This window comes from Stutzerimonas sp. R40042 (genome assembly GCF_026642215.1).
Classification (GTDB): domain Bacteria; phylum Pseudomonadota; class Gammaproteobacteria; order Pseudomonadales; family Pseudomonadaceae; genus Stutzerimonas; species Stutzerimonas frequens.
The window spans coordinates 3,854,923-3,881,026 of record NZ_CP113258.1 but is presented as its reverse complement, the minus strand read 5'-3'; the positions used below and the strand labels follow the sequence as shown (position 1 = coordinate 3,881,026).

Sequence of the window (26,104 nt, the reverse complement as noted above, 5' to 3'; positions counted from 1 at the left end):
TGGGCGGCTCCTTTTGGGGTGGCGAGCGGGCACAGCGCTGCCTGGCCAGATGCCGAGCGGGCTGGGAACGGTGATTGAGGTCGGTTGCGTCAGCCGAAACGCTGGTAGAAGTCCCGCGGGCTGACCGACAGGTGCTTCTGGAAGCTGCGCCTGAGGTTTTCCGGATGGCCGAAGCCGGTCAGCCGCGCCACTGTCGCGATCGAGGCCTGGGCGTCGAGCAGCAGATTGCGCGCGGCCTCCAGACGCACTCGCTCGATGTACTGGCCCGGGCCCATGCCGGTTTCCTGGCTGAACAGGCGGCACAGGGTGCGTGGCGTCATATGCGCCTGGGCGGCCAGCGCCTCGATGGACAGGTCGTCGCCCAGATGCCCTGGAATCCATTCCAGCAGCGCGGCGAGGCGCGCCACGTTGCCGCTCGGCGCCGCCAGCATGGGGCTGAACTGGGTCTGCCCGCCGGGCCGGCGCAGGAACATCACCAGCCGCTGGGCGACTGCCAGCGCCAGTGCGCGGCCGAGATCGGCTTCGACCAGGGCCAGCGCCAGGTCGATGCCGGCGGTGACGCCCGCGGAGCTGAACAGGTGCGACGCCTCTGAATCGGTCGGGTCGTAGGTGTGCAACCGGTCGCCCTGCACCTCGATGGTCGGGTACTCGCCCAGCGCCGCGAGGTCCGCCCAATGCGTGGTCGCCTTGCGCCCGTCGAACAGTCCGGCCTCGGCCAGGATCAGCGCGCCGGAACAGACCGAACCGAGGCGCCGCACCCTGGGTTCGGCGTCCCGCAGCCAGGCGAGCAGTCGTTGGTCGCGCCTCTGCGCATCCACGCCGACGCCACCGGGGATCAGCAGGGTATCCAGCGTGACGGGAGCGCATTCGGCCCAGCTGGCATCCGCCACCAGCTTCAGCCCCGCCGAGGTGGCGACCGGACCGGCTGCGGCGCCCAGCAGCACCAGCTCGTAGTGACGGGGCAGACCCTGGCGCTGGCGCTCGACGTTGGCCGAGGCGAACACCTGCATCGGGCCAGTGACGTCCAGGCTCATCACATCCGGGTAGATCAGGCAGGCGACGGTGCGGGTAGCGTCCATGGTGCAGCTCTCAGGGTGGATGGCTGCAGTCTGCTGCCGGCACGCGCGTGTCGCAATGACAAGGTTCCCACGGATCTTGCCAATGCATGCCACGGCTTGGTCATCCGCGACCCGCATCGCTGCTGCAGATGGCCTCTGAGTGGCTACCTGGGCTTCAGGCGTTGCTGCTCTTGATCCGCGACCGATACTGCCCCGGCGTCATGCCGACCACGGTCTTGAAGTCATGAATGAGGTGCGCCTGGTCGCTGTAACCACAGCTCAATGCGGTATCCAGCAGCGGCTGACCGGTGCGCAGTTGGTTGCGCACCAGCGCCACCCGCTGGATGCGACTGAACTGCTTGGGCGTCATTCCTACCTGGTGGCGGAACAGGCGCTCCAGCTGACGCTGGCCGAGCGGCACGCTCTGCAGCAGATCGGCCAGGCGGCCCCGGCCTTCGCTGGCGGCGATTCGGTTGAGCAGCTGCTGTACCGGGTTGCGGCGTGCCTGGGTTTCCTCGAGACGGCGGAGCAGTTCGCGTTCGATCAATGCCTGCTGCGCGCCGCGTTCCAGCTCGGCCAGCTGATCGACCAGGTGCGCGAGTCCGAGCCTGGGCCAGTCCGCGTCGTGGAATCCCGTCAGCTCGTCGAGGCCGATCCCGAACATGGCGGCGCCCATGCCGGGCCGAAAACGCACGCCCATCATCCTGACCCGGCCGACCAGCTGCAGGCGCGTGCTGGCCAGCTGCGGCCCGGCGATCAGGGCCCGCCGGCGGCGCTGGGTGCCATCGAAGTTCAGCGGATCGGCGAAGTTGAAGATCACGCCGCTGCCGCCGTCCGGGTGCAGCAGCTGCTCGTCGTAGGCCTGCGAGCCGTCGCCATCCATCCACCAGAAACGCTGCACGTACGCGGCCAGAGCCGGGATCGGCGGATGGGTGACGAAACCCTGCAGACAGGGCAGGCGGGCGTGGAGGGACTCGGTCATGGCGGGCCGCTTGCAAGATGTCGAAAATCTACAATAGCGCAGCATGGCGGCTGCGTAGCCTTGGTTGCACATTCAAACCGAGGAGTGACCACCATGCGCATGAATTACCAGGCCGCCGCCCCCGATGTGATGACCGCAATGATCGGGCTGGAAACCTACCTGGCGCGGCAGAGTCGCCGCGAGGACGGCGTCGACAAGCCGCTGATGGAATTGATCAAGATCCGCGTCTCGCAGATCAACCAGTGCGCCTACTGCCTCGACATGCACACCAAGGACGCCCGTGCCCTGGGTGAAACCGAGCAGCGTATCTATGCGCTAAGTGCTTGGCGCGAAACGCCGTTCTTCAGTGATCGCGAGCGTGCCGCGCTGGCCTGGGCCGAGGCCAATACCCTGCTGCCGCAGGGCGTGTCGCAGCAGCTGTTCGAGGAGGTGCGCGAGTATTTTTCCGAATCCCAGCTCGCCAACCTGACCCTGGCCATCGCCACCATCAACGCCTGGAACCGCTTCGGCGTGTCTTTCGCGCCGGTGCCGGGCAGCTATCAGCCCAGCTGAGCCAAGCGTAACCGCCTAGCCTGTTGGCCGGGTGGTTCCGCTTCAGGGTTGCAGTTCCTGATTGCCCATGGCGCAGAAGCTCTGCGCCCGCCGTGCCATCGGCAGCGCGCGCAGCTGGGACATGCATTGCGCCTGGCTGGGCGTGCGCACCACACGGAGCTGGGCGTCGTCGTTCACCTGGATCAGGTACGGCTTGTTGTAGCGTGGGCCGTCGTGCCAGCTGCTGAAGCGCTGCTCGCTGTAGGCGCAGTGATAGCGCATATGCCCGGAGAAGCCCTTGATCCGGTCGCGGCGGAAAATGTGATGGTATTGCTGCCAGTCACGCTTGCTTTGGCCGTCGCGCACGGCGTCGAGGCAGCCCTGCAACTCAGTGATGTCCGGTTCGTGGAGAAAGATGCTGTGTGCCAGGCTGGAGCCGTCCAGTTGCATCGTCGCCACCAAGTAGACCTGCCGCTCGGCCGCCTGAGCCGGAAGCGCCAGCGACAATCCCAGCGCCAACATCCCTGTTCTGATCACTCGCAGTACTCCTGAGGTCCGCTTATTCGAGGGCCGCACCCTAGCCGAGGTCAAACTGCGGAACAAGCCGATGGGCGAAAGTCACCCCGGGCGCGACCTGAACTCCGGCGGTAGCAGCAGTCAAATCGATGTAATCGGCAGATCATCGCGCGGGAAATGAAATGTTGCATGCGCCTTCATACTGGTCGGGCGGCTTTGCGGTAAATTGGCCTGCCTTTGGCAACGTAACCACCCTTACATGACCCTCCTGATAGCGTTCGCTGTCTTATCCATCCTCGTTTCATTCATCTGTTCGATCCTCGAAGCTGCACTGCTCTCGCTGACGCCGAGCTTCATCGCGCACCAGAAGACGACCCGTCCGAAGCTGTACGAGCGCCTGAAAGAACTGAAAGACAAGGTCGACCAGCCGCTTGCGGCGATCCTCACGCTGAACACGGTCGCCACACTGTCGGCGCCACCGGAGTCGGCGCCCAGGTCACCGTGGTCTTCGGCAACGGCTACGTTGGTATCGCCTCGGCTGTCATGACGGTGCTGATCCTGGTGCTCTCGGAAATCCTGCCCAAGACCATCGGTGCCCGTTACTGGCGTACGCTCGCGCCGTACCTGCCGCCTCTGCTGAACGGCATGATCTGGATTCTGAAGCCCTTCATCTACCTGTCCGACATGATCATGCGGCTGGTCGGCGGCAAGGAGCCGGAGCACGACATCCGCCAGGAGATCAAGGCGCTGACGGTGCTTGGCCGCGAGAACAAGAGCCTCGACGAGGACGAGCAGCGCGTCATCAGGAACATCCTCGACCTGCACGAGATCAAGGTCCGTGACGTGATGACACCGCGCACGGTATGCGACTACACGTCGCCGGAGACCAGCATCGGTGCATTCAAGGCGCAGGTCGCCGACAGCCAGTTCTCGCGCTACCCGGTGATCGGCGAGAACGAGAGCCCGCTGGGTGTGGTGTTCCGCTATGACGCCCTGGCCGCGAGCGACGACGAAGCGCCGGTGTTGACGATCATGAAATCGATGAAAGTCGCACCGGAAATGACCAGTGTCGAGAATCTCATGACCCAGCTGCTGCATGAGCGCCAGCACATGTGTCTGGTCTATGACGAATTCGGCAGCTGGCGCGGCCTGGTGACGCTGGAAGACATCATGGAAACCATCATCGGCCAGCCGATCATGGATGAAACGGACGACATCCCGAACATGCGCCGCTTCGCCAAGCGCCGCTGGGATCATCGCATCAAGCGCGCCCGCGAGAGCTGAGCAGCAATGCGGAGCGGGCCTGCCGCTCCGCATGAGCCCTCTCGGTGACCACAGGGCCTGGTCGTTCCGAGGCGCACGAAGCGCGTCGCATCAATCGTCGGAAGGGGCGGCCTCGTACAGTTCCAGCGGCAAGCCGTCCGGGTCCGCGAAGAAGGTGAACCGGCGGCCGGTGTATTCGTCTGTCCGAATCGGCTCCACCGCAACGCCCTGACGCTCCAGCCACGTCTTGCACTGCGCGACGTCATCCACCGCAAAGGCCAGATGCCGCAATCCTTGCGCTTCTGGGCGCGAGGGGCGAGGCGGGGCGTCGGGAAACGAGAACAGCTCGATCTGCCCGTCGTCCGGCAAGGCCAGGTCGAGCTTGTAGGACTGTCGCGACTCCCGGTAGTGCTCGGCGATCACCGCCAGCCCCAGCGTCTCGGTATAGAAGCGCTTCGAGACGGCATAGTCGGAGCAGATGATCGCGACGTGATGGATGGAGCGGAGCATCGGCGGACCTGTGAGATGGTTGGATAGCAAGTCGGTTTTGCGGCGGTGCTTGAAGGTAAGGGACAGCGGTCTGTCTGCCTCTTTGAAACGGTCAGGCGACTGCCGAGCGGTGTCTATGCTGTCGCAGGAAACGGCCCGTTGCCATGGCCAGGAGAGCAAGTGCGGCCAAGACGCCTAAGCCGGCGCTGCGAGGATAGATATCGTCGACTCGCTTGATTCGGCCGATGTTTGGCGACGTTTGCGAAACCAGCGCTGTCACCGACTGCCCCTCGCGCCACGCCGGCACGCCGAAGAACTGGCTTTCGAATCGGTAGTGCTCGCCGTTCAAGTAGTACTCGACCACTGCATGGACATCGCTTGAATACTGGCGCCCATCGCCTCGACTGATGCGCTCGCTGCGAATGGCGACGATCTTCCCCTGCGCCTCGACGAAGCCTTCGACGAAGGCCTGTTCACGCACGAAGTTGTAAATGCTCGCCCCGAGCAGGAGCAGAACGAACGCAATAGGAAAGGTCTTGAGCATGCTCGATTCAGGGCTCGTGGTCGGGCTGTGTGTCGGGTACAACTGCCGACGGGAAATTATCATCGGGGGCCTGATCTATGCACCACCACGTCCGCCATATCAGCATCTTCATCGCCCGCGATCCGGGACAGGTATATGCGTTCGCCGCCGACCCGCGCAATCTTCCGCAGTGGGCGGCGGGGCTGGCGCGTTCCGAGGTCACGCAGCAGGGCGATGCATGGGTGGCTGACGCGCCTTTTGGAAAAGTGAGGATTCGCTTCGCGCCGCCGAATGCGTTCGGGGTGATGGACCACGAGGTCGAACTGGAGTCGGGTTCGATAGTTCGCAACCCCATGCGGGTCATGCCATGTAGCGGCGGGTGTGAGTTCGTTTTCACGCTGTTCCGCCAACCGGACATGAGCGATGAGCAATTTGCGATGGACGCTCAGGCGGTGGCGGCGGACCTGCAGCGGCTCAAGAATCTGCTCGAGCAAGCGCGATAAGTTAATTCGGATTTCTCGAATGGACGCCCAGCGCCGTGACCGTCAGCAGAATCAGCGCCATGCCGAGGATCTGCATGGCGGCCAGGCTTTCATCTAGCACCACGACGCCGAAGAGCGTGGCGGTCACCGGCTCGACCATGGCCAGGATGGACGCTGCCGCGGGCGCGGTATGCTTGAGCCCGACGATGTACAAGACGAACGATAGCCCGCCACCGAGTACGCCTAGTGTGACGAACAGCGGCCAGCTCGAGGTGCCCAGCACGGCCAGTGTCTGCTCCGCATCGCTCAGCCCGAGCAATATCGCCACCAGCACCACGAAGGCGATCACCAGAATCGCCTGAGGGCTGCCATGGGGGGCCGCATACTTGAAGGCGAAGATGAAAACGGCGTACGACACGCCGGAAAGCAGTCCTGCACACACTGCCAGCAGTGTGATGTCGCCCGCTCCAACATCGTAGATGCCGGTCAGTAGAATGACGCCAAGGGTCACCAGTGCGATAGCCGCCCACTTGAATGCGCTGGGCCGCTCCAGCCGAAACGCGAACGAGACGAGATAGACGAACACCGGCGCGGAGTACATGAGTGTCGCCGCCACGGCCACGCTGCCCTCGGCAATGCTGAGAAAATAGAACGAGAAATTGCCTGCCACGGCCGCCCCCGCGACTGCCGACCAGAGACACAGTCGCCCGTTCACCAGACCGCTGCCAGCCGGGCGCAAGGCAAGCCAGAGAAGCACAACTAGCAGCCCGATCGCGCCGCGGGAGAGCGAGACCACGATCGGGCTCCAGCCCTCGGCGGTCAGAACACCGCCGATTCCGCCCGACAGCCCCCAGCACAGTGCCGCGAGTACGACGAATAGCCCCCCGAGGCTTTGCGTCTTGCCTGATGGGTGTTTCACGTTGGGTCGCGGCGGCTGCTGCGCCATTTGCCCCGCCCGTTATGCCTGCGACGTCGCTGGCCTTTCTTCATGAAGTCACCGCCGCCCGCCTGTTCCGCGCCTCTAGGGGCTGTCGAGCGAAGAACAGCCCACAGCCCTCCCGGCAGCTGTAGTCAAGCGGTCGGGAGGGTCGGGCGCTGCTGGTCATTGGCTGCGTGTCACGCGCCAGACGACGTTGGCCAGATCATCCGCGACGATGAGCGCACCGCTGGGGTCGACGGTCACACCGACCGGGCGGCCGCGGGTCTTGCCGTCCTCGCGGAAGCCGGTCACGAAGTCGATGGGTTCGCCGGCCGGGCGGCCATCGCGGAACGGCACGAAGACCACCCTGTAGCCGGACGGATCTTCACGGTTCCAGCTGCCGTGCTCGCCAACGAACGCGCCTTCGGCGAATTGCTCACCCATGACTTCCGAGGAGAAATCCAGGCCCAGCGCGGCGACGTGGGCGCCCAGTGCGTAGTCCGGCGTGATCGCCTGCTTGACCTTGTCCGGATCCTGCGGGCGCACGCGGTCGTCGACGTTCTGCCCCCAGTAGCTGTAGGGCCAGCCGTAGAAGCCGCCTTCCTGTACCGAAGTCAGGTAGTCCGGCACCAGATTTTCGCCCAGCTCGTCGCGCTCGTTCACCACCGACCATAACTGGTCCGTGCCGGGCAATATGGCAAGGGCCGTAGGGTTGCGCAGGCCGGTTGCGTATGGCTTGTAGGCGCCGGTCTCGGTGTTGATTTGCCAGACCATGGCGCGGTCGACCTCGGCTTCCATCCCGCGCTCGGTGATGTTGCTGTTCGAGCCGATGCCGACGTAGAGATACTGGCCATCGGGGCTGATGGTCATCGCCTTGGTCCAGTGGTGATTGATCTCCGAGGGCAGGTCGATGATCTTCGTCGGTGGGCCGCTGGCTTCAGTCTGGCCGTCCTGGTAGTCGAAGCGCACCAGTGCGTCCTGGTTGGCGACGTACAGCGTGCCGTCGTGGAACGCCAGTCCGTAGGGCGCGTTGAGGTCCTCGGCGAACACCTTTTGCAGCTCATAGGTACCGTCGCGGTCGGCGTCGCGCAGGAGCGTCAGGCGATTGCCACTTTTCACCGAGGTGACGCCTTTGGCCTTGATATAGCCGGCAATCACGTCCTTGGGCTTGAGCTTGGGCGCATTGCCGCCTCGGCCTTCCGCCACGAGGATGTCACCGTTGGGTAGCACCAGCGTCTGCCGTGGAATCTGCAGGTCAGTGGCAATGGCGCTGACGCTGTAGCCGTCCGGTACCGTCGGCATCGCATCGCCCCAGGGAGCCGGGTCGGCGATCGTCATGCTCGGCAGCAGCCCGCGCTCGGGCTCCGGCAGTTTGGGGTTGGCGCCGTAGCGGTTGGCAGCGTCCTGTTCGTTGCCACCGCAGGCGCTCAGCAACACGGCGATGGTCAGTATGGAGAGGGCATGGGTGTGCTTCATGCTTCACCTCCGTCGCGCAGATTGGAAAGGCCAACCCATGCGGCGGCGCAGGCCAGCAGGGTGACGATCACCGATAGCACCAGGCCGGTCGGCATGACCGCCCAGGCATCCTTGGCGTGCTGCAGTGCGTTGATGAAACCAAGCACCCAGGCCACGGCGAGCAACAACAGATAAATCAAAGGTCGGCCTGTTCTATGCCTGGCCTTGACCAGATTGGCGATGGCGAACAGCACCGACAGCCCGCAGAACACCAGCGCGCCGGCGATCAGCCACGAGGCGAAGTTGGCCCACTGGATCTCATAGCTGCGGAAGTAGGCGATGTCGCTCAGCAGCGCGCCAAGAAACAGGGGGACGGTCCCGGCCAGCAGCGTCGCATGCAGCGGGCCGGGCACATGGCGGGAAACGCTGTGGGTGGTTTCGGTGGTGCGGTGGGTAATAACGGTCACGAGGAACTCCTCATCGCTTCGGATCGGACCCGCCAGCACGATGGTCTGGCTGCCCGGGTCGCTCTGACGGTGCTTAAGAGGGGATCGCATCATTGGCCTGTTAGTTCACCACCAATGGCCGAGCGGGCTCTGGTAGGACGGCGCGAGCAACCGCGCCAAGTGCTGCGGGATGCTTTCGTGGCGCGCTGATCGACGGCGAGCGGTGGCCGGTCAAACACGGTTCGCAAAACTCGCGCAGGGCATCGCTGACCTGGTTGGCGTTACTGTGTCGGGGCGAGTTCGCTCGAGCGGCAAGTGATCTCCGCATAGGGCTCGTCCGGTGAGTATTCGCCTGGAACCCGCTCGGTGCGCTGGGTATTTGGCGCGACGGTGAAAACCGGCGACGCCGAGGTATCCGAGCGCGCGCCATTCGGTACATGGAACTCGCAGGTAATCTGCCCGCCGGTACGGTTCATCACCTTCACTGCCCGCACTCCAAGCAGTTCACCTTCGACGCCTTCGGATTTGGCCGGCACGCCCATCGGACTGATCTCCACATCGAGACCGTTGAGGTGGCTGACCACTTCCGGCGGCGGCGTTTGGGCGAAGACCAGCGGGGCGAGGAGTGCCAGGCCGCCGGCGAGGAATGAATGCTTGCTCATGAGAACCTCCACTATCTGCAGCCCTTTAGAAGGGCGTGCCACGGGTCGGTTCGATCGCTGCGTCAGTCAATGGTTGCAAATGATTAAAGGCGTCAAAAATTGGTTGGCACGATTTATGATGGCTCAAAGCCATGATGTGTATTGCCGCGCCGGTTGTGCCGTGTTGAACTCCAGCCGTGCCAAGGTTGCGTGCGGTCCTTGCGAGGGTGGCTCAAGTGACAAGGTTTCTGTGCATCGCGTTGTTCGCCCTGTCAGGCACGGTATCGGCTTCGGTCGATGTGACGCTCGACCTGAGCGCTGTCGAGCGCGACTGGCTGGCCGACAACCGCTCGGTCAGCATCTGCGTCGATCCGGACTGGCTGCCGTTCGAGATGCTCAACGCCCGTGGTGAGCACGAAGGAATCGCTGCCGACCTGCTGCGTCTCGTGGCGCAACGGGCGGGCCTGCAACTTGATATCGTGGCGACCAGCGACTGGGGCCAATCGGTGGCGTTTTCCCAGGCCGGCCGCTGTCAGCTGCTCAGCTTTCTCAACCAGACGCCTGCGCGTGATGCCTGGCTGATCTTCACCCAGCCGTTGTTCACCGACGCCAATGTGGTGATCGCACGGGAAGACCATGCCTATGTGGCTGACCTGTCCGCCCTTGAAGATGCGACGGTCGCTTTGCCGGTGGGCACGTTCGTCGAGGAAAGCATTCGGCGGGACTTCCCCCAGCTACGCGTCATCGTCACCGACACGGACGCCGAGGCGCTGGCGTTGGTGAACGAGCGCAAAGCCGATCTGACCATACGGTCGCTGACCGTGGCTGCCTACACCATGCGCCGCGAGGGCTGGTTCAACCTGAAAATCGCCGGACAGCTGGCAAGTCTCGATAACCAGTTTCGCATCGGTGTGCTGAAGAGCGAACCTGTGCTGCGCGGCATTCTGGACAAGGCGATTGCGACCATTACGGCGTGGGAGCTGAACCAGATCGCCAACCGGCATGCGCCGATTCGCGTCGAGTCGGGTACCGACTACCGGCTGGTCGTGCAGATCGTGGTGGTTTTCTCGGTGATGCTGCTGACCAGCCTGTACTGGATCGGGCGGCTACGGAGGCTGAACGAGCAGCTGCAGATCAAATCGCAGACCGATGCTCTCACCGGCTTGGCCAATCGTGCCGAACTCGACCGGCGCTTCGCCAGGGCGCTGGAGCAGGCGCGGCGTTACAACCGGCCGCTGTCGATCGTCATGCTGGATATCGATCACTTCAAGAGCATAAACGACGAGTTCGGTCATCAGACTGGGGACCGCGTTCTCAAGGAATTCGCCGACCTGCTGGTATCTGGTCTGCGCGGCAGTGACGCCGTGGGCCGCTGGGGTGGCGAGGAGTTCCTGCTGCTGTGTCCGGAAACCAGCGGTCAGCAGGCGCTGGTGTTCGCCGAGCGTATCTGTGAGCAGTCGCGGGCATCCATGTTCAGCACCGGCCGCGGCCAGACCCTCAGCGCCGGGGTTGCCGAGCTAGGGCCGGTGGACACTGCCGATAGCCTGCTACGGCGTGCGGACGCTGCGCTCTACCGCGCCAAGCACGACGGTCGTGACCGCGTCTGCTGGCTGGCGTCGGACGAGTAGCCGGGCCGCTTCGCCGTTCAGTGCTTGCCGGCCTTGCGCAAGCGGACGTAGAGATCCTTGCCGCCGGTGGCGCTGCTGCCGCGTGACTCCAAGTCGAAGCGTTTGGGCTGGCCGGCGATCAGGTCACTGAGCTTCCGGCAGCCGTACAGGCGCGGATCGAAGGCCGGGCGCAGCTTGCTGATGTTCTGCCCGAGTGTGCCGAGCTGGATCCAGTCGTCTTCCTCGGTGAGGTCGTCGAGAATCTTGGCGATGAAATCGACCGGCACCGCCTGGCATTTGATGGTGTCGCCCTTGTCGCCTGTCTTCGGCGGCTTGCTGCTTTCTTCTACCTGTGCGGCGGCCGCGGCGAGCTTTTCCGGCGACGGCTCGACAGCGACCTTGGCGGCGTCGGCGCGCAGGATTTCGGTGTAGATGAACTTGTCGCAGGCGGAGACGAAGGGCGAGGGCGTCTTCTGTTCGCCGAAGCCGTACACCGTCAGGCCTTCCTCGCGGATGCGCGCGGCCAGGCGGGTGAAGTCGCTGTCGCTGGAGACCAGGCAGAAGCCGTCGAAGCGCCGGGTGTAGAGCAGGTCCATGGCGTCGATGATCAGCGAGCTGTCGGTGGCGTTCTTGCCCGAGGTGTAGGCGAACTGCTGGATCGGCTGGATCGAGTGGTCGAGCAGCACCTTCTTCCAGCTGCCGAGGTTGGGCTTGGTCCAGTCGCCATAGATGCGCTTGACGCTGGCGACGCCGTACTTGGCGATTTCCTCGAACAGGCCTTCGACAATGGCCGCCGGCGCGTTGTCGGCGTCGATCAGGACCGCGAGGTGTTTCTGCTTGTTCGCACTGCTGGGCTTGCTGGCCATGGTTCATCCCTGGGCTGTCGATCGTCCGACCATAACGCTGACCGCCATGCCGTGGCCATAGCGAGGTGCAGCCAACGCTTACCCGGCTCGGTTAGCATGCGCGGCTTTGATCCCATGGATTTGAAGAATGGAACAGCGAGGCACGCTGAAAAGCTGGAACGACCAGAAGGGCTTCGGCTTCATTCGCCCGGAGCAGGGTGGTGAGGATGTCTTCGCGCACATCTCGGCCGTGCATGGCGAGCGTCGGCCGCTGGTCGGCGACCGGGTGCTCTACGTGGCCGGGCGCGATCCTCAGGGCCGCTTGCGCGCCGAGCATCTGCGGCTGGATGCGCCGCTGACGCTGGATCAGCCGACGATTCGCCAGCGGCCGGGCAGTCAGCGGCAGAAGACGGAGCGATCGGACCGCCCGCGCGCGACGGCGCGTGCCGCCGGCCAGCCTGCGCGGCAGTTGGTCGCCGGCAATATCCAGCAGCTTCCGCTCAAGCTGGTGCTGTTCGCGCTGCTCTGCCTGCTGCCGCTGACGGGCAGCCTCCTGCGCCTCGGTGCGGTGTTGCCGTTGGCGATCTATGCCCTCGCCAGCCTGCTGACCTTCTTCCTCTACTGGCGCGACAAGCACAGCGCGCTGAAGGATCGCTGGCGCACGCCGGAAACCACGCTGCACTTCTTCGAGCTGGCCGGCGGCTGGCCGGGTGCGCTCGTGGCGCAGCAGGTGTTTCGCCACAAGACACGCAAATTGAGCTATCAGCTGACCTTCTGGCTGATCGTCGTGCTGCACCAGGCGTTCTGGATCGATCTGCTGTTCATCGGCAGCGGTTTCACCCGCGAGCGGCTGGACTGGTTGTTGCGGCTGCTGTGAAACGCGAAAGCCCGGCGAATGCCGGGCTTTCGGGCGAGCATCGCGGCTCAGACTTTTCTGACGAACTCGGACTTCAGCTTCATCGCGCCGATGCCATCGATCTTGCAGTCGATGTCGTGGTCGCCGTCGACCAGGCGGATGTTCTTCACCTTGGTCCCGACCTTGACCACCAGCGACGAGCCCTTGACCTTGAGGTCCTTGATCACCGTGACGGTGTCGCCGTCCTGCAGGGTATTGCCCACCGAGTCCTTGATCACCTTGTCGCCTTCGCCCGCGGCCGCTGCGCTTTCAGTGGCGGACCACTCATGGCCGCACTCCGGGCAGACCAGCATCTGGCCGTCTTCGTAGGTGTATTCGGAATTGCATTTGGGGCAGGGTGGCAGCGTGCTCACGGCGGGTCCTTCAGTGGAGGTGCGGAAAGCCGTGCATTGTATAAGGTTTTGTTACAAATCGGGGGCTGCGGGACTCCGGCGCCGCCGAAGTCCCGCTGTGCCGTCGAGGGCGACGTCTAATTCACCGCAGCGAGGCGCTCGCTGCCTGCGCGCAGTTCGCTGTAGCGGTGTTCCAGCTCACGACGAATCTCGCGGCGCTGGTAGGCCTGGGCGAAGCGGCGTTGCTGTTCAGGCGTCTTCGGGTTTAGCGGCGGTACCGGTACCGGTTTGCCGTCTTCGCCGAGGGCGACCATGGTGAAGAAGCAGCTGTTGGTGTGGCGTACGGTTTTCTCGCGAATGTCTTCGGTGACGACCTTGATGCCGATCTCCATCGAGGTGGTGCCGGTGTAGTTGACCGAGGCGAGGAAGGTGACCAGCTCGCCGACATGCACCGGCTGGCGGAACACCACCTGGTCCACCGAGAGGGTGACGACGTACTGCCCGGCATAGCGGCTGGCGCAGGCATAGGCGACTTCGTCGAGATACTTGAGCAGCGTGCCGCCATGTACGTTGCCGGAGAAATTGGCTTTGTCCGGCGTCATCAGCACGGTCATGGTCAGCTCTGCATGTCCATCTAGCATGGGGGTTACGGCTCCTCGGTGGTGAAGGGTTGCTACTTTAGTCGAATGCCTCCTTCCTGTCTGGTCTATCTGGCAAAACGCTTCATCGTTTTTTTCTATCGTCAATGCGGCAAAGGCGCGCACTGCTCGCATTTGGCCGATAAACCACTCATTACGGCGTCCATGTCCTATCGGACCATGGCGCTCTGGTGGGCCGTGATGTACGTCACGAAAGTTCGCGGCCTCGGTCGTCACGACCGCTTTCGTTGACCTGTGCCGGGGTCGGCGGGTGGCGGGCTGCCTATAGTCAAGCGCCCGCAAATACCCATCGGCTCAGTACGGATACCCCCATGCGTAAGCTCGTTCTCGCTCTGCTTGCCTGCTTCGTTCCGCTCTCCCATGCCAGCGAGGAGGCCATCGAGCGCTTCAACCAAATCATGGCCGACGAGCAGCGGCGCGAGCAGGCCAGCCTGGCCGGCCAGGAGCGCGCGGTGTTCTGCGCCTACTGCCACGGTGAGACCGGCAACAGCAAGCGCAAGCACATCCCAAATCTGGCCGGGCAGAATCCGCAGTACCTGTTTTATGCCTTCGAGAAGTTCGCCAGCGGCGAACGGACTGACTTCGTCATGTCCAAGCTGGCGCAAAACCTGAGTATGGAGGAGCGGGTGAACATCGCAGTGTTCTTCAGCCAGCAGAAGGTCAATCCGCCCGAGGGCCCGGTGAATGCTGCGTTGCGCGGAAGCGGTGAGAAGATCTTCCAGACCACCTGCACCGGTTGCCACGGGGCTCATGCCGAAGGCATGGAGACCATGCCGCGCCTGGCCGGGCAGCCCGACGAATACATCCGCAAGGCGCTGACGCGTTTCCGCGAGAACGACCCGAGCCGTGCAGGTTCGGTAATGATCGGCGTCGCCGCGCAGCTTTCCGCAGCGGACGTGGAGGCGCTGGCGGCCTATCTGTCGCAGCTGAAGCTGACGCCGGCCGAGGAAATGGCCAGCATCAACCGTCTGCGCAAGACCACCGCCGCCGCTCAGTAACGCTGGATCTGCGCCGGCGTGCGGCGCATCAGCACCTCACCGTTGCGCACCGAGAGCAGGGCATGGCCCTGGGTGCGCAGCATCTCGTAGTCGTCCGCTGCCGACAGCACCAGCAGGCTGGCCGGACGCCCCACTTCCAGTCCGTAGCGCTCGCCCAGGTTCAGGGTGCGTGCGCTGTTGTCGGTGATCAGGTCCAGGCCGCGCTGCAAGTCCTCGTAGCCGAGCATGTGGCAGATGTGCAGGCCGGCTTCGAGGATGCGCAGGATGTTGCCGTTGCCCAGCGGGTACCAGGGGTCGACGATGGAATCCTGGCCGAAGCAGACGTTCATCCCGGCGCGGTCGATCTCGGCCACGCGCGTCAGGCCGCGGCGCTTGGGATAGGTGTCGAAGCGGCCCTGCAGGTGGATGCTCTCGGTCGGGCAGGAAACGAAGTTGATCTTCGACAGCTTCAGCAGGCGGAACAGCTTGGAGCAGTAGGCGTTGTCGTAGGAGCCCATCGCCGTGGTGTGGCTGGCGGTGACCCGCTCGCCCATCTCGCGTACCCGCGCCTCTTCGGCGAGCACTTCGAGAAAGCGCGACTGCGGGTCGTCGGTTTCGTCGCAGTGCACGTCCACCAGACAGCCACTGCGCTCGGCCAGGTCCATGAGGAACTTGATCGAGCTGACGCCCTGGTCGCGGGTGTTCTCGAAGTGCGGAATGCCGCCGACCACATCGGCGCCCATGGCGATCGCCTCGGTCATCAGCTCGCGACCTCCCTTGAACGACTCGATGCCCTCCTGCGGAAAGGCGACGATCTGCAGGTCGATCAGGTGACGGGTTTCCTCGCGCACCTCGAGCATGGATTTGAGCGCCGACAGCGTCGGATCGGTGACGTCGACATGGGTGCGCACATGCTGGATGCCGTGGTCGACCAGCATGTCGATGGTTTTCTTCGCCCGCGCCTTGGTGTCTTCGTGGGTCACCAGCGCCTTGCGCTCGCCCCAGCGTTCGATGCCCTCGAACAGCGTGCCGCTCATGTTCCAGGCCGGCTCGCCGGCGGTTAGCGTGGCGTCCAGATGAATGTGCGGTTCGATGAAGGGTGGCACCACCAGATTGCTGGCGGCGTCGATATCGCCCTCGCTGGCTTCGGCTGGCGCCTGCTGCGCGCTGATGGCGGCGATGCGCGCGCCGTCCAGTTCGATGCGGTACAGGCCGCTGCGGCCGCGCAGGCGGGCGTTGAGGGTGTTCATGGTGGCTCCTTGATCAGCGGGCGTCGGTTTGCGTCAGCACCGTGCGCGACAGAGCCAGGCGCTGGCCCTCGTACAGCACAATATAGGCTGCGGCGGCCACCAGTATGCCGACGATGGGCGCCACCCAGGGCGAGAAATAGGCGCAGGCGGCGCCCAGCACATAGGCCGCCAGGCCCAGGCTGTTGTATTTGGGTAGATGCGCTTCGGCCAGCTTCGGGTACTGCCCGCGATGGCGGTAGAAATAGTCGGCCATGATCACGCCGCCGATGGGCGGGATGATCGAGCCGAGCAGGATCAGAAAGGGGATCAGCAACTCGTACATACCGCCGAGCGCCAACAGCGTGCCGACGAAGGCGCCGCCCAGGGTCACCAGGCGGCGGCGCTCGGTGCGCAGCAGGTTGCAGCCGGCCGCGGCGAAGTTGTAGATGGTGTTGTCCTGGGTGGTCCAGAGGTTGAGAAACAGCATCACCACCGCGGCCATCGACAGGCCCTGCAGCACCAGCACTTCGACGATGTCCGGCTGCTGGTAGACGATGGCCCCGTAGGCGCCGGCGACGATCATCAGGCCGTTGCCGATGAAGAAGCCGATCAGACTGGCCCATACCGCGACCTTGCTGCTGCGGGCGAAGCGCGTCCAGTTGGTGGCCTGGGTCGCGCCGCTGACGAAGGTGCCGAAGATCATGGTGATGGCCATGCCGAGGGTCAGGCTTTCGCCCGGCTGCACCGCGAGCAGGCCGTCCAGCCCGCCAATGTCGCGGGTGGCGGTCCACAGCGATGCGATCAACAGGATCAGCATTGCCGGCACCGCGATGCGCGAGAGCAGGTCGAGGCCCTTGTAACCGACGAAAGCGGTCAGGCAGAAGCCGAAGCCGAACAGCACCATCAACGGCAGCGTCCAGCTTTCCGGCAACGCCAGCAGGCGCACCAGGACGATGGCGATGGTCGCCGTGCCCCAGGCGTACCAGCCGATCTGGGTGAAGCCGAGCAGGAAATCGGACAGCCGACTGCCGACCTCGCCAAAGCAGAAACGCCCCATCAGCACCGAGTTCAGCCCGCTGCGGCAGGCGATCAGCCCGAGCGCGGCGGCGTAGGCGCCGAGCAGCAGGTTGCCGATCACCGCGGCCCAGAGCATGGTCTTGAAGTCGAAGGCCAGGCCGATCTTGCCGCCAGCGAACATGGTGGCGGTGAAGAAGGTGAAGCCGAACAGCAGAATTGAGGTGGACCACAGCCCCTTGCGCGCGCCGGCAGGCACTTCGCTCAGGGGGTAGTCGGTATCGACGGGCTGTTTCATGTTGGATGCTCCGCAAGGTGAATGCGGCAGCGGTGCAGATGCCATGCCATTGCTGACCGATCGGCCAACTCGGCGCGCACGCGATGGCGCCGTCATCAAGGCTGGCTCGTGCTGGTGCAACGAGCTGGCTGCGCGCACCGGAATGACGCCCTGGCGCGAAGCTCGCACAAGCGGAGCGACATTCTCTCCCCAGCTGGCCACTGCGAGCGGTGCGGACCCGAACGCGGCGGCCCCGTAGGGCAACAGCGTGGAAAGCATGGGGCACGGTTAGAGTCGCGCCCGCTGCACCCTCAGTAGCTCTTGTAGGGCAGGAACTTGCCGGACAGCACCACGTTGACGCGGTCGCCCTTGGGGTCGCTCTGGCGCTGGATATCCATGGAGAAGTCGATGGCGCTCATGATGCCGTCACCGAATGCCTCGTGGATCAGCTCCTTGATGGTGGTGCCGTAGACGTTGACCAGTTCGTACCAGCGGTAGATCAGCGGGTCGGTCGGCACCGCGGTGGGCAGCGAGCCCTTGTAGGGGGCGATCTGCAGCCAGGCGATGGCTTCGTCGGAGAGTTCGAAGAGCTGCCCCAGGGTCTCGGCCTGGGCCTTGTCGAAGGCCATCTGGCCGAGGCAACCGGCGGTGGTCCATTCCTTGGACATGCCGATGCTTTCGGCGACATGTGCCCACTTCAGGCCCTTGCGCACCTTGGCGGCGACGATCATCTGGGTGACCTGTTCACGACTGCTGATCATGGCGAATCCTCATCTGGCGAATGCGAGTCAATGGCCGCGCGGGCGCGGCGGGCCTCGGTCGATGCAGGTTCGGTGCCAGGGGTTCAGTCGTATTCGGCCGCCTCGTGCTCACCGAGCAGGCGGCGCTGGCGCGGTGTGGCGGCGGCCAGCACCTCGGGATTGAAACGGAAGTGCAGGTAGGGCGAGAACTTCTGCGCCACCATGCGCCGGCCATAGTGGATCTGCAGCAGGTAGCGGCTGCGCTCGGCGCTGCGGTTGCGGCTGCCCGCGTGCCAGAGGTCGCTGCGAAACAGCAGCATGTCGCCGGCCTTGCACAGCACGGGCTCGGCCGAGCGGCCGTGCCACTGGGTTTCACCCGGCTGCGGTTTGCGCCCGGCGCGGTGGCTGCCGGGGATCACCAGCGTCGGGCAGAGGTCGGCGTCGATGTCATCCAGATACAGGTGCGCGGTGCAGATCTGCATCGGCAGTTCGAAGGCGGGATCGGCCAGCAGGGTTTCCGGCAGCTCCATGGCCAGGTAGTCGGCATGCAGCTCGCCGCCGATAAAGCCCGGGCGGCTGCGCCAGGCGGTCTGGCCGATGATGTGGCAGTCCGTCCCGAGTGCCGCCTCGGCCAGTTCGATCACCCCGGGCAGATCGAGAAAGCGCAGCCAGAACGGCGAGCGATTGAAAACGCACTTGTAGTGGTCGTCGACCAGGCCCTGGTAATCCCAGTGGATGGGTTCGAGGCCATCGATGGCTTCGCGCAGCTCCGTGATCGTTGGCGGATCAATCACCGCAGGCAGCAGCACGAAGCCCTGCTGATGCAGGGCGGCGAGCTGTTGCTGGAGGTCGCTGGATTCAGGCATAGCGGCGCTGGCGGATGACTTTCGCTCAGCATAGGCAGCGCGAACGCCCGTTGAAAGCCGGTTGAAAGCTTGCGGCGATACTGTGCCGGCGCTGCTGCGGCAGCCAGTCGCGTGGTCACGAGCCGCGCCACTGCTCTCTCGCTCCGGCGCACCCGGCGGCGTCGCCAGAAGCGGCGTCACCGGCGCGCACCTTCACATCGTTCAGCCCTGCACCACCCGTGCAATGGCCCTGGCCAGATCGTCCAGGCGCTCGGCATCCAGCCCGGCGACGTTGGCGCGACCGCTTTCCACCAGATACACCGAATCTTCGGCGCGCAGCCGGCGTACCTGCTCGGCGGTCAGGCCGGTATAGGAGAACATCCCCCGCTGATGAGCGATGTGGGAGAAGCGCTCGGCAAGCCCATAGGGCGTCAGCGCCTCGACCAGCCCCTGCCGCAGACTGGCGATGCGTCTGCGCATGCTCTCCACCTCGTCCTGCCAGATCTGCCGCAGCGGCTCATCGGCCAGGATCGTCGCCACCACCGCGGCGCCGTGGGCCGGTGGCGTCGACCAGAGGTTGCGGGCCAGCGACGCGAGCTGGCTGCGCACGTCGAGCAGGCGCTCGGCATCGCTGGTGACGGCGATCAGCGCTCCGGTACGCTCGCGGTAGAGGCCGAAGTTCTTCGAGCAGGAACTGGTGATGAGCATTTCCGGCAGCGTTTCGGCGAAAAGCCGTACTGCCCAGGCGTCCTCTTCCAGTCCGTCGCCGAAGCCCTGGTAGGCGAAGTCGAACAGCGGCAGCAGTTCGCGCGCACGCACCACGTCCAGCACCCGCAGCCAGTCGTCGTGATTCAGGTCGAAGCCGGTGGGGTTGTGGCAGCAGGCGTGCAGCAGCACCACGTCGCCAGGCGGCACCTGTTGCAGCGTGGCGAGCATGCCGTCGACATCGAGGCGGTTGTCGGCGCCGACGTAGGGGTAGTGCTGCACGCGCAGGCCGGCGGCGGCGAACAGGGTTTCGTGAATCGGCCAGGTGGGATCGCTCAGCCAGATGCTGCGCCCTGGCAGGCATTTGGCGATGAACTCGCCGGCCAGGCGCAACGCGCCGGTGCCGCCCGGCGCCTGGGTGCAGCCGGCGCGCTGCTCGCCGAGGGCAATGGCGCGGCTGCCGAGCACCTGACGCAGCAAGAGGGCACCGAACTGCGCGTCGCCGTGGCCGCCGATGTAGCTCTTGGTCTGCTCACTGTCCAGCAGGCGCTGCTCGGCCAGCTTCACCGCGCGCGGGATCGGCGTCAGGCCCTGGGCGTCCTTGTAGACGCCGACGCCGAGGTCGAGCTTGGCCGGGTTGGTGTCGGCGCGATACAGGTCCATCAGGCCGAGGATCGGGTCGCCGGGCACGCGGGGAATCTGGCCGAAGTGCATTACTTGCGGCCCTCCGCGCTGGCGGCGAGCTGGTCGGTGCGGGCGGCCATGATGAAGTCGTTGCGGTGCAGGCCGCGCATCTCGTGGCTCCACCAGGTGACGGTGACCTTGCCCCACTCGGTGAGCAGGGCGGGATGGTGGCCGACTTCCTCGGCGATGGCGCCGACTGCGTTGGTAAAGGCCAGGGCGTGGCGGAAGTTGCGGAACAGGAAGGCACGCTCCAGCTCCATGTGGTCGCCGCGCACTTCGATGTTCCAGTCGGGGATTTCGCGGATCAGCTCGGCCAGTTCTTCATCGGACACCTTGGGTGCATCGGCGCGGCAGGCTTCGCATTGGGCTTGGGCGAGGGCGGTCATGGTGTAGGTCCCTTTCTTGATGATTGAAGTCGTTCGAAGGTTGAAGCTTAGGCAAGTGGTGGGCTGAAGCCCACCCTACAGAACAGATGGCGCCCGTAGGGTGGGCTTTAGCCCACCACGAGCATCACTCAGGGCCGAATCACGCCGCCTTCGGCGGAAACTTCGGCTGGTGCAGGCCCATGCGCATGGCCTCGCGCACCATCGCCATGATGTCCTGCTGGGCGAGGTCGAACAGCTGCTTGAGGTCCGGCAGGACGAAGTACAGCGGCTGCAGGATGTCGATGCGATAGGGCGTGCGCATCGCCTCCAGCGGGTCGAACGGCTGGTGCTCGGGTTCGGCGGACAGGCTGTAGAGCGTTTCCTTCGGCGAGGAAAGGATGCCGCCGCCATAGATGCGCCGGCCGGCGGGCGTATCCACCAGGCCGAATTCGACGGTCATCCAGTACAGACGGGCGAGGAACACCCGCTCCTCCTTGCTGGCCTGGAGGCCGAGCTGGCCGTAGGTGTGGGTGAATTCGGCGAACCAGGGGTTGGTCAGCAGCGGGCAGTGACCGAAGATCTCGTGGAAGATGTCCGGCTCCTGCAGGTAGTCCAGCTCTTCCGGGGTGCGGATAAAGGTCGCGACGGGAAAACGCTTGCTCGCCAGCAGTTCGAAAAAGCGTTGGAAGGGGATCAGCGCCGGCACGCGCTCCACCTGCCATCCCGTGGTGGCGGCCAGCACGCGGTTGATCTCGCCGAGCTGCGGGATGCGCTCGTGGGGCAGGGCGAGCTGCTCGAGGCCGTCGAGGTACTCGTCGCAGGCGCGCCCGTCGAGCAGTTTCAGCTGACGCTCGACCAGCGTCTGCCACACCGCGTGCTCGGCGTCGGGGTAATGAATATGCCCCTGCGCGTCCGGTTCGCGGGCTACGTAGTGGGTGGTCTTCATCGCTTCTCCTGGGCCGCTTGGGCATCTTGTTGTTGCCCTCATTCGAACGCGAAGGCGTGCCGCGGGGGAGAGGCGCTGTGGCGCAATGTCGCATGTGCGCGGTGTTAGGCTGTAAGAAATCCATGACAGGGAGGTCGGCAGCCGGATCGGCGGCGTTGCCAATCGAGCAAACTGTCAAATAATCTTGACGATAATTTGCGCTGCATTGCAGCGCCGGCCCCACAACAAGACAACAGGGCTCCGCCATGCGTATCAAGATTCTCTGCCAGAACCGCGTCGGCATTCTGCGCGACATGCTCAACCTGCTGGTGGACTACGGCATCAACGTGGCCCGCGGCGAAGTGGGCGGCGAGCAGGGCAATGCCGTCTACCTGCACTGCCCCAACCTGATGAACCTGCAGTTGCAGGCGCTACGGCCGAAGATCGAGGCGCTGCCCGGCGTGTTCGAGCTGCGCAAGGTCAGCCTGATGCCCAGCGAGCGGCATTCCCTGGAGCTCAATGCACTACTCGGCGCGCTGGAATTCCCCGTCCTCTCCATCGACATGAGCGGTGCCATCGTTGCCGCCAACCGTGCCGCTGCGCAGCTGCTCGGCGTGCGCGTCGACGAGGTCCCGGGCATGAGCCTGTCGCGCTACGCCGAGGACTTCGACCTGCCGGAACTGGTGCGCGCCAACAAGGCGCGGATCAACGGGCTGCGGGTGAAGATCAAGGGCGATGTGTTCCTCGCCGACATCGCCCCGCTGCAATCCGAACACGACGACAGCGAGGCACTGGCCGGCGCGGTGCTGACCCTGCACCGCGCCGACCGGGTCGGTGAACGCATCTACCAGGTGCGCAAGCAGGAGCTGCGCGGCTTCGACAGCATCTTCCAGAGCTCGAAAGTGATGGCCGCGGTGGTGCGCGAGGCGCGGCGCATGGCACCGCTGGATGCGCCGCTGCTGATCGAGGGCGAGACCGGCACCGGCAAGGAACTCTTGGCGCGCGCCTGTCACCTGTCGAGCCCGCGTGGCCAGTCACCCTTCATGGCGCTCAACTGCGCCGGCCTGCCGGAGTCGATGGCCGAGACCGAGCTGTTCGGTTACGGCCCCGGCGCCTTCGAAGGCGCGCGGCCGGAAGGCAAGCTCGGCCTGCTGGAGCTGACCGCAGGCGGTACGCTGTTTCTCGATGGCGTCGGCGAGATGAGCCCGCGGCTGCAGGCCAAGCTGCTGCGCTTCCTGCAGGACGGCGGCTTCCGTCGGGTCGGCAGCGATGAGGAGGTCTATCTGGATGTGCGGGTGATCTGCGCGACCCAACTCGATCTGTCCGAACTCTGCGCCAAGGGTGAATTTCGCCAGGACCTGTATCACCGGCTCAACGTGTTGTCGCTGCACATTCCGCCGCTGCGCGATTGTCTGGACGGACTGCAGCCGCTGGCGCTGCACTTCATCGATCAGGCCAGTCGGCAGATCGGCTGTGCGCTGCCGGCGCTCTCGCCGCAGGCGCTGGAGCGCCTGGCCGGCTATCACTGGCCGGGCAACGTGCGACAGCTGGAGAACACCCTGTTCCAGGCGGTTTCGCTGTGCGAGGGCGGCGTCATCAAGCCCGAGCACATCCGTCTGCCGGGCTACGGTGCGGCGCAGCCATTGGGTGATTTCTCGCTGGAGGGCGATCTGGCCAGCATCGTCGGGCGCTTCGAGAAGGCCGTGCTGGAGGGGCTGTACAAGCATTTTCCGAGCAGCCGTCAGCTGGGCAAGCGCCTTGGCGTGTCGCATACCACCATCGCCAACAAGCTGCGCGAGCATGGCGTGGGCAAGACGGAAAACTGAGCGCAGGCCGGGAGGAGCGCTCCGGTTCAGCACTCGATGATGTTTACCGCCAATCCGCCGCGAGCGGTTTCCTTGTATTTGCTTTTCATATCGGCGCCGGTCTGGCGCATGGTGCGGATCACCTTGTCCAGCGAGACGAAGTGCCGACCATCACCACGCAAGGCCATGCGCGCCGCGTTGATCGCCTTCACCGCGCCCATGGCGTTGCGCTCGATGCAGGGCACCTGGACCAGCCCGCCGATCGGATCGCAGGTCAGCCCGAGGTTGTGCTCCATGCCGATCTCGGCGGCGTTCTCGACCTGCTGCGGGGTGCCGCCGAGCACTTCGCACAGCGCGCCGGCGCCCATGGAGCAGGCCACGCCCACCTCGCCCTGGCAGCCGACTTCGGCCCCGGAAATCGAGGCGTTCTCCTTGTAGAGGATTCCGATCGCAGCGGCGGTGAGCAGGAAGCGCACCACGCCGTCCTCGTCTGCGCCCGGGACGAAGCGCATGTAGTAATGCAGCAGCGCCGGAATGATGCCTGCCGCGCCATTGGTCGGCGCGGTGACCACGCGGCCGCCGCTGGCATTCTCTTCGTTGACCGCCAGCGCATAGAGGTCGACCCAGTCGAGGACATTGAGCGCGTCGCGCAGGTTGGCCTCGGGATGCTCGCTGAGCTGGCGGTAAAGCCCGGCAGCGCGGCGGCGCACCTTGAGCCCGCCGGGCATCACGCCTTCGGTGCGGCAACCGGCATCGACGCAATCCTGCATGACCTGCCAGATGCGCAGCAGTCCGTCGCGGGTCTCTGCTTCCGGCCGCCAGGCGGCTTCGTTGGCCAGCATCAGCTGGCTGATGCTCATGTCTTGCGCGGCACAGTGATCGAGCAGTTCAGCCGCGCTGTGAAAGGGGTACGCCAGCACGGTGGCATCCTCGACGATGCGGTCGCTGCCGGCGGCCTGCTCGTCGACGACGAAGCCGCCGCCCACCGAGTAGTACTCGCGGCTGCGCAGCTGCAGGCCGGCAGCGTCGAAGGCGCGGAACACCATGCCGTTGGGATGGAACGGCAGCGGCCTGCGGATGAAGGCGAGCTGAGCCTTGCTGTCGAAGGGAATCGGATGCCGGCCGAGCAGCTGCAGTTCGCCACGCTCGCGGATCGTCGCGAGGCGGGCCGGGATGCTGTCGGTATCCACCGATTCGGGCTGCTCGCCCTCCAGTCCGAGCAACACGGCCCTGTCACTGCCGTGGCCCTTGCCGGTAGCGCCGAGCGAGCCGTACAGCTCGACCCTGAGGCTGGCAGTGGCGGCCAGCAGTTCGTCGCGCTGCAGCCCGTCGGCGAAGCGCCATGCGGCGCGCATCGGGCCGACGGTATGCGAGCTGGACGGGCCGATGCCGATCTTGAACAGGTCGAAGACGCTGAGGGACATGGAGTGCTCCGAGGCAGGGCTTGTATCAGCCTAGACCGTTCCGCGGTCAACAAGGTTGATCGCGATCGGTCTGGCTCGCTGCTCATCGGCAGGCGTTGTGCCCGCCAGCGATGACCGGTGCGCCGCTCACCGCGAGCCGCCCCAGGGATTGGCCTCCAGGCTGTTGTGCACGGCAGTCGCGGCCTGGGCAGCCTGGCCGATGGCGACACTGATCTGCTTCAGCCCCGGGGTTACGTCGCCGATCGCGTAGAGGCCGCGCAGCGAGGTCTGCAGGTGCGCGTCTACCTGCAGGGCGCCGCATTCGTCGCAGTCGATACCGAGCTGGATGGCGAGCTCGGAGCGAAAGCGGGCGCCCAGGCTGGGATAGATGATGTCGAAGTGATGTCGCTCGCCGCGGCAGGTCAGCAGCTCGATACCGGTTTCGCAGGGATGCAGCGATTCGACGCGGTCGCCGATCACCTGGATGGCGTAGTGCTCGGCGAGCGCGATGGCCTGGTCACAGGCATCCTGCTCGCCATGCACGACCACGGTGACCCGGTCGGTGAAGGTGCGCAGGAAGACCGCATGGGAAATGGCATTCTCCGCTTCGCCGTAGACCGCGACGTTATCGCCATCCACTTCGTAGCCATCGCATATCGCACAGAGCCTCAGCTTGCCATCGGCGATGGCGTCTTCGGCGCCCGGCATGTCCGGCAAGGTGTCTTCGATACCGGTGGCAAGAATGATGCGCCGTGCCGTGCAGGTGGTCGCGCCGAAGCGAACACTGAAACCCTCGGCACCGGGTTCGATATGTTCGACGCGGCCATGTTCGAGCCGTGCACCATAACCGCTGGCCTGTTCACGCAGTCTGGCCAGCAGGTCGTTGCCGGAGATACCCGGCGGAAAGCCCGGATAGTTGCGCGAGCGTGGGATCCAGGACGCCCGGCTCGAACCGGCATCCACCACCAGGCAGCTGCGGCGAAAACGCGCCAGGTACAGCGCGGCGGTCAGTCCGGCAGGGCCGCCGCCGACGATCAGGCAGTCGTAGCCGACGGCAGTGGGCGCGGGGGGTGTGCTGGTCATGGCAAAGGGCGTCGAGGTCTGGGACATGTCTGTTATGAAGAGCAACCAGGTCGTGAAGTTCGCCGGAATCGATGGCCGGCCACGGCAAGGGCTGAAATGCAGTGAGGGCAGATACGACAAAAGCGACGTCGATCGTGTCAGTGGCTTGCATGGTGCGGTGCGATATGGCTGCGAAACGACGACCTCCCGTAGCGATCTAGCGTGAAACAGTTGGCAAAAGGACCTCGCATGATGGCGTCGTGCTTGTAGCGCTCTGGCGGATGCCGAACACTTCGCATCGCTGCCGCAGGCGACAGAGGGCGTTTGCGATGCAGTCGATTCCAATAAAGGCAGCCGCCGGCGAACAGCGCCGGAATGAGCTGCCCCTCCGCTCGATGGGGCTGGTGCA

The 26,104-nt window shown here is 65.0% G+C and carries 27 protein-coding genes and 1 pseudogene; 7 read left to right on the top strand and 21 right to left on the bottom strand.

All coding sequences use genetic code 11. The features are described from left to right. Nucleotides 1-89: 89 nt before the first annotated feature. Together OUY36_RS18345 and OUY36_RS18340 are read right to left on the bottom strand one after the other, a co-directional pair. Nucleotides 90-1,079: a GlxA family transcriptional regulator gene (locus OUY36_RS18345; protein WP_267935481.1), complete on the bottom strand. Its 990-nt coding sequence runs from the start codon at nt 1,077-1,079 to the stop codon at nt 90-92. Nucleotides 1,080-1,233: 154 nt separating this feature from the next. Next, nucleotides 1,234-2,040 (bottom strand): helix-turn-helix transcriptional regulator, encoded by an 807-nt coding sequence (locus tag OUY36_RS18340; RefSeq protein ID WP_267935479.1) that lies wholly within the window; start codon nt 2,038-2,040, stop codon nt 1,234-1,236. A 93-nt stretch (nt 2,041-2,133) separates the two neighbouring features. Here OUY36_RS18340 and OUY36_RS18335 point away from each other — a divergent pair, with 93 nt between their 5' ends. Beyond that, on the top strand, nt 2,134-2,592 hold the full coding sequence (locus OUY36_RS18335) for a carboxymuconolactone decarboxylase family protein (RefSeq protein ID WP_267935477.1): 459 nt from the start codon (nt 2,134-2,136) through the stop codon (nt 2,590-2,592). 42 nt (nt 2,593-2,634) lie between these two features. Here OUY36_RS18335 and OUY36_RS18330 read toward each other — a convergent pair whose 3' ends face one another. Further along, a complete protein-coding gene (locus tag OUY36_RS18330; protein ID WP_267938205.1) occupies nt 2,635-3,093 on the bottom strand; it encodes a hypothetical protein in 459 nt (152 codons plus the stop codon). A gap of 253 nt (nt 3,094-3,346) precedes the next feature. Between OUY36_RS18330 and OUY36_RS18320 the strand changes: the two are divergent. Next, nucleotides 3,347-4,371: pseudogene (locus OUY36_RS18320) on the top strand (CNNM domain-containing protein). 90 nt (nt 4,372-4,461) lie between these two features. On the opposite strand, the gene gloA2 reads toward OUY36_RS18320, so the two are convergent. Together gloA2 and OUY36_RS18310 are read right to left on the bottom strand one after the other, a co-directional pair. Then, entirely contained in the window at nt 4,462-4,860 is a 399-nt protein-coding gene (gene gloA2 / locus OUY36_RS18315; RefSeq protein WP_063541983.1) for an SMU1112c/YaeR family gloxylase I-like metalloprotein, read from the bottom strand. A gap of 91 nt (nt 4,861-4,951) precedes the next feature. Further along, entirely contained in the window at nt 4,952-5,383 is a 432-nt protein-coding gene (locus OUY36_RS18310) for a DUF3592 domain-containing protein (protein WP_063541985.1), read from the bottom strand. Between the two features lie 77 nt (nt 5,384-5,460). Between OUY36_RS18310 and OUY36_RS18305 the strand changes: the two genes are divergently transcribed. After that, a complete protein-coding gene (locus tag OUY36_RS18305; protein ID WP_156245210.1) occupies nt 5,461-5,865 on the top strand; it encodes an SRPBCC family protein in 405 nt (134 codons plus the stop codon). 1 nt (nt 5,866) lies between these two features. On the opposite strand, the gene OUY36_RS18300 is transcribed toward OUY36_RS18305, so the two are convergent. From OUY36_RS18300 to OUY36_RS18285, 4 genes are all read right to left on the bottom strand, one after another. After that, nucleotides 5,867-6,790: a DMT family transporter gene (locus OUY36_RS18300; RefSeq protein ID WP_267935470.1), complete on the bottom strand. Its 924-nt coding sequence runs from the start codon at nt 6,788-6,790 to the stop codon at nt 5,867-5,869. 156 nt (nt 6,791-6,946) lie between these two features. Further along, a complete protein-coding gene (locus OUY36_RS18295; RefSeq protein WP_267935468.1) occupies nt 6,947-8,239 on the bottom strand; it encodes a PQQ-dependent sugar dehydrogenase in 1,293 nt (430 codons plus the stop codon). After that, nucleotides 8,236-8,685 (bottom strand): DUF2231 domain-containing protein, encoded by a 450-nt coding sequence (locus tag OUY36_RS18290; RefSeq protein ID WP_102838646.1) that lies wholly within the window; start codon nt 8,683-8,685, stop codon nt 8,236-8,238. The genes OUY36_RS18295 and OUY36_RS18290 overlap by 4 nt, the downstream gene beginning before the upstream one ends. 260 nt (nt 8,686-8,945) lie before the next feature. Then, entirely contained in the window at nt 8,946-9,326 is a 381-nt protein-coding gene (locus tag OUY36_RS18285) for a hypothetical protein (protein ID WP_267935466.1), read from the bottom strand. Between the two features lie 215 nt (nt 9,327-9,541). On the opposite strand from OUY36_RS18285, the gene OUY36_RS18280 reads away from it, so the two are divergent. Then, entirely contained in the window at nt 9,542-10,933 is a 1,392-nt protein-coding gene (locus OUY36_RS18280; protein WP_267935464.1) for a diguanylate cyclase, read from the top strand. Nucleotides 10,934-10,950: 17 nt separating this feature from the next. On the opposite strand, the gene OUY36_RS18275 is transcribed toward OUY36_RS18280, so the two are convergent. Continuing rightward, the gene (locus OUY36_RS18275) at nt 10,951-11,778 is read right to left on the bottom strand and encodes an NYN domain-containing protein (RefSeq protein WP_200597653.1); all 828 of its coding nucleotides are present in this window, start codon (nt 11,776-11,778) and stop codon (nt 10,951-10,953) included. A gap of 127 nt (nt 11,779-11,905) precedes the next feature. Here OUY36_RS18275 and OUY36_RS18270 point away from each other — a divergent pair, with 127 nt between their 5' ends. Further along, nucleotides 11,906-12,634: a DUF1294 domain-containing protein gene (locus tag OUY36_RS18270; RefSeq protein WP_267935461.1), complete on the top strand. Its 729-nt coding sequence runs from the start codon at nt 11,906-11,908 to the stop codon at nt 12,632-12,634. Between the two features lie 47 nt (nt 12,635-12,681). Here the strand turns inward: OUY36_RS18270 and OUY36_RS18265 are convergent, their stop codons facing one another. Both OUY36_RS18265 and OUY36_RS18260 read right to left on the bottom strand, forming a co-directional pair. Beyond that, the gene (locus OUY36_RS18265) at nt 12,682-13,026 is read right to left on the bottom strand and encodes a zinc ribbon domain-containing protein YjdM (RefSeq protein ID WP_044315091.1); all 345 of its coding nucleotides are present in this window, start codon (nt 13,024-13,026) and stop codon (nt 12,682-12,684) included. A gap of 116 nt (nt 13,027-13,142) precedes the next feature. Continuing rightward, the gene (locus tag OUY36_RS18260) at nt 13,143-13,646 is read right to left on the bottom strand and encodes an acyl-CoA thioesterase (protein WP_267935459.1); all 504 of its coding nucleotides are present in this window, start codon (nt 13,644-13,646) and stop codon (nt 13,143-13,145) included. A gap of 329 nt (nt 13,647-13,975) precedes the next feature. Here OUY36_RS18260 and OUY36_RS18255 point away from each other — a divergent pair, with 329 nt between their 5' ends. Then, nucleotides 13,976-14,662, top strand: coding sequence for a c-type cytochrome (locus tag OUY36_RS18255; protein WP_267935457.1), 687 nt, complete (start codon nt 13,976-13,978; stop codon nt 14,660-14,662). Here OUY36_RS18255 and codA read toward each other — a convergent pair. The 7 genes from codA to phhA form a co-directional block, all read right to left on the bottom strand. After that, a complete protein-coding gene (gene codA / locus OUY36_RS18250; RefSeq protein ID WP_267935455.1) occupies nt 14,656-15,891 on the bottom strand; it encodes a cytosine deaminase in 1,236 nt (411 codons plus the stop codon). The two genes, OUY36_RS18255 and codA, sit on opposite strands and share 7 nt — an antisense overlap. A gap of 13 nt (nt 15,892-15,904) precedes the next feature. Then, on the bottom strand, nt 15,905-17,182 hold the full coding sequence (gene codB / locus OUY36_RS18245) for a cytosine permease (RefSeq protein ID WP_267935453.1): 1,278 nt from the start codon (nt 17,180-17,182) through the stop codon (nt 15,905-15,907). Between the two features lie 290 nt (nt 17,183-17,472). Further along, nucleotides 17,473-17,922, bottom strand: coding sequence for a cyanase (gene cynS / locus OUY36_RS18240; RefSeq protein WP_267935451.1), 450 nt, complete (start codon nt 17,920-17,922; stop codon nt 17,473-17,475). An 83-nt stretch (nt 17,923-18,005) separates the two neighbouring features. Continuing rightward, complete coding sequence (locus OUY36_RS18235; protein WP_267935449.1) at nt 18,006-18,767, bottom strand: phytanoyl-CoA dioxygenase family protein; 762 nt, start codon at nt 18,765-18,767, stop codon at nt 18,006-18,008. 201 nt (nt 18,768-18,968) lie between these two features. Further along, nucleotides 18,969-20,165, bottom strand: coding sequence for an amino acid aminotransferase (locus OUY36_RS18230; protein ID WP_267935447.1), 1,197 nt, complete (start codon nt 20,163-20,165; stop codon nt 18,969-18,971). Then, on the bottom strand, nt 20,165-20,521 hold the full coding sequence (locus tag OUY36_RS18225; protein WP_267935445.1) for a 4a-hydroxytetrahydrobiopterin dehydratase: 357 nt from the start codon (nt 20,519-20,521) through the stop codon (nt 20,165-20,167). Before OUY36_RS18225 ends, OUY36_RS18230 begins: the two co-directional genes overlap by 1 nt. Before the next feature lie 139 nt (nt 20,522-20,660). Beyond that, the gene (gene phhA, locus OUY36_RS18220) at nt 20,661-21,446 is read right to left on the bottom strand and encodes a phenylalanine 4-monooxygenase (RefSeq protein WP_267935443.1); all 786 of its coding nucleotides are present in this window, start codon (nt 21,444-21,446) and stop codon (nt 20,661-20,663) included. Nucleotides 21,447-21,691: 245 nt separating this feature from the next. On the opposite strand from phhA, the gene OUY36_RS18215 reads away from it, so the two are divergent. Next, a complete protein-coding gene (locus OUY36_RS18215) occupies nt 21,692-23,251 on the top strand; it encodes a sigma-54-dependent transcriptional regulator (RefSeq protein ID WP_267935441.1) in 1,560 nt (519 codons plus the stop codon). Between the two features lie 26 nt (nt 23,252-23,277). Here OUY36_RS18215 and OUY36_RS18210 read toward each other — a convergent pair whose 3' ends face one another. Both OUY36_RS18210 and OUY36_RS18205 read right to left on the bottom strand, forming a co-directional pair. After that, complete coding sequence (locus OUY36_RS18210; protein ID WP_267935439.1) at nt 23,278-24,654, bottom strand: L-serine ammonia-lyase; 1,377 nt, start codon at nt 24,652-24,654, stop codon at nt 23,278-23,280. A 126-nt stretch (nt 24,655-24,780) separates the two neighbouring features. Continuing rightward, complete coding sequence (locus OUY36_RS18205; RefSeq protein WP_102839649.1) at nt 24,781-25,716, bottom strand: NAD(P)/FAD-dependent oxidoreductase; 936 nt, start codon at nt 25,714-25,716, stop codon at nt 24,781-24,783. Nucleotides 25,717-26,104 lie beyond the last annotated feature (388 nt).